The 2,505-nt window shown below is 75.8% G+C and carries 3 protein-coding genes; all 3 read left to right on the plus strand.

Annotated features, from left to right (window positions below; translation table 11 throughout):
* Positions 1-1,057: thiamine pyrophosphate-dependent dehydrogenase E1 component subunit alpha (locus ACIQOV_RS37115; RefSeq protein ID WP_401055200.1), on the plus strand; the 1,057-nt coding region annotated here is incomplete at its 5' end.
* A gap of 77 nt (positions 1,058-1,134) precedes the next feature.
* Positions 1,135-2,103: an alpha-ketoacid dehydrogenase subunit beta gene (locus ACIQOV_RS37120; RefSeq protein ID WP_380545877.1), complete on the plus strand. Its 969-nt coding sequence runs from the start codon at positions 1,135-1,137 to the stop codon at positions 2,101-2,103.
* On the plus strand, positions 2,103-2,505 hold a 403-nt coding region (locus tag ACIQOV_RS37125; protein WP_401055201.1), incomplete at its 3' end, for a biotin/lipoyl-containing protein. The genes ACIQOV_RS37120 and ACIQOV_RS37125, both read left to right, overlap by 1 nt.

A 2,505-nucleotide genomic window follows, 5' to 3' on the forward strand; every position in this document is an offset into this window, starting at 1 on the left:
CCTCCCGGACCCGTCCCCCGTCCGGGCGCTCGGCACCCCGGCCCTGGAGAAGTACGACCCGGCCCTGCTGCGCGAGCTCTACCGCCGGCTGGTCGTCGGCCGCCGCTACAACCAGCAGGCCACCACCCTGACCAAGCAGGGCAGGCTCGCCGTCTACCCGGCGTCCACCGGCCAGGAGGCCTGCCAGGTCGCCGCCGCGCTGGTGCTCGGCGAGCACGACTGGCTCTTCCCCAGCTACCGCGACACCCTCGCGGTGGTCTCCCGGGGCGTCGACCCGCTGGAGGCGCTGACCCTGCTGCGCGGCAACGCCCACACCGGCTACGACCCGCGGGCCAGCCGCACCGCCCCGCTCTGCACCCCGCTCGCCACCCAGGCCCCGCACGCCGTCGGGCTGGCGCACGCCGCCCGGCTGCGCGGCGAGCCGGTGGTCGCGCTGGCGATGCTCGGCGACGGCGGCACCAGCGAGGGCGACTTCCACGAGGCGCTGAACTTCGCGGCCGTGCTCGGCGCCCCGGTGGTCTTCCTGGTGCAGAACAACGGCTACGCGATCTCCGTCCCGCTCAGCGCCCAGTCCGCCGCACCGAGCCTGGCCCACAAGGCCGTCGGCTACGGCATGGCGGGCCGGCTGGTGGACGGCAACGACGCGCCCGCCGTGCACTCGGTGCTGACCGAGGCGGTCGAGCGGGCCCGGGCCGGCGGCGGCCCGACCCTGGTCGAGGCGCTGACCTACCGGATCGACGCCCACACCAACGCCGACGACGCCACCCGCTACCGCACCGAGCCCGAGGTGGCCGCCTGGCGCGAGCACGACCCGATCCTGTTGATGGAGCGCGCGCTGCGCGGGCTCGGCGTGCTGGACGACCGGCTGGTGCGGGAGGCGGCCGACGAGGCCGAGGCGCTGGCGGCCCGGATGCGGGCCGAGTTCCACACCGACCCGGCCCTGGACCCGATGGCGCTGTTCGCCCACGTCTTCGCCGAACCGACGCCGCAACTGCGGGAGCAGGCAGCCCAGTTGGCCGAAGAACTGGCCGCCGAGGCGGAGGTGGCGGACCGGTGAGCACCTCCCACCCGTCGCCCGCGCCCACCCTCGGCAGGGCCGCCGCGCGGCGCCCCTCCGACGTCCGCCCGTCGAGCATGGCCCAGGCGCTCAACTCCGCGCTGCGGGACGCCATGCGCGAGGACCCGGCGGTGCACGTGCTCGGCGAGGACGTCGGCGCGCTCGGCGGTGTCTTCCGGATCACCGACGGGCTCACCGCCGAGTTCGGCCCGGAGCGCTGCCTGGACACCCCGCTGGCCGAGGCCGGCATCCTCGGCACCGCGATCGGCATGGCGATGTACGGGCTGCGCCCGGTCGTCGAGATGCAGTTCGACGCCTTCGCCTACCCGGCGCTGGAGCAGCTGTTCTCGCACGTCGCCAAGATGCGCAACCGCACGGCCGGCAGGCTGCCGCTGCCGATCACCGTCCGCATCCCGTACGGCGGCGGCATCGGCGGCGTCGAGCACCACAGCGACGCCTCCGAGGCGTACTACACCAGCACCCCCGGCCTGCACGTGGTCACGCCGGGGACGGTGGCCGACGCGTACGGGCTGCTGCGCGCCTCGATCGCCTCCGACGACCCGGTGGTCTTCCTGGAGCCCAAGCGGCTCTACTGGGGCAGGGCCGACTTCGACCCGGCGACGCCGGTCGAACCGATCGGCCGGGCGGTGCTGCGGCGCACCGGCACCTCCGCCGTGCTGATCACCTACGGCCCCTCGCTGCCGGTCTGCCTGGAGGCGGCCGAGACGGCGAAGGCCGAGGGCTGGGACCTCGCGGTGCTGGACCTGCGCACCCTGGTGCCCTTCGACGACGAGACGGTCTGCCGGGTGGTGCGCTCGCTCGGCCGGGCCGTGGTGGTGCACGAGGCGAGCGGCTTCGGCGGCACCGGCGCGGAGATCGCCGCCCGGGTCACCGAGCGCTGCTTCCACCACCTGGCCGCGCCCGTGCTGCGGGTCACCGGCTTCGACATCCCGTACCCGCCGCCGATGCTGGAGCACCACCACCTGCCCGGGGTGGACCGGATCCTGGACGCGGTCGCCCGGCTCCAGTGGGAGGACCGAGGATGATGCCCGTCGTGCGCGAGTTCCGGCTGCCCGACCTCGGTGAGGGTCTCACCGGGGCGGAGGTGGTGCGCTGGATGGTCGAGGTCGGCGAGGTGATCGCCGTCGACCAGCCGGTGGTGGAGGTGGAGACCGCCAAGGCCGTGGTGGAGGTGCCCTGTCCGTACGGCGGGGTGGTCACCGCGCGGTACGGCGAGGTGGGCGAGGAGATCGCCGTGGGCGCGCCGCTGGTGACGGTCGCGGTGGGGCCGTCGTCGGGGAGCGGTCCGCAGGCTCCGGACGAGCCGGGCGTCGTCGCCGCTCCCGCGGCCTCCGAGGTGGAGCGGCCGCTGGTCGGGTTCGGCGTCGCCGAGCCGGGCCGGGGCGGGCGCCGGCGCCGGGTCGGGGGGCCGGCCGCGGTGCCGGCCC

Source organism: Kitasatospora sp. NPDC091257 (assembly GCF_044757675.1).
Classification (GTDB): Bacteria; Actinomycetota; Actinomycetes; order Streptomycetales; family Streptomycetaceae; genus Kitasatospora; species Kitasatospora lactacystinica.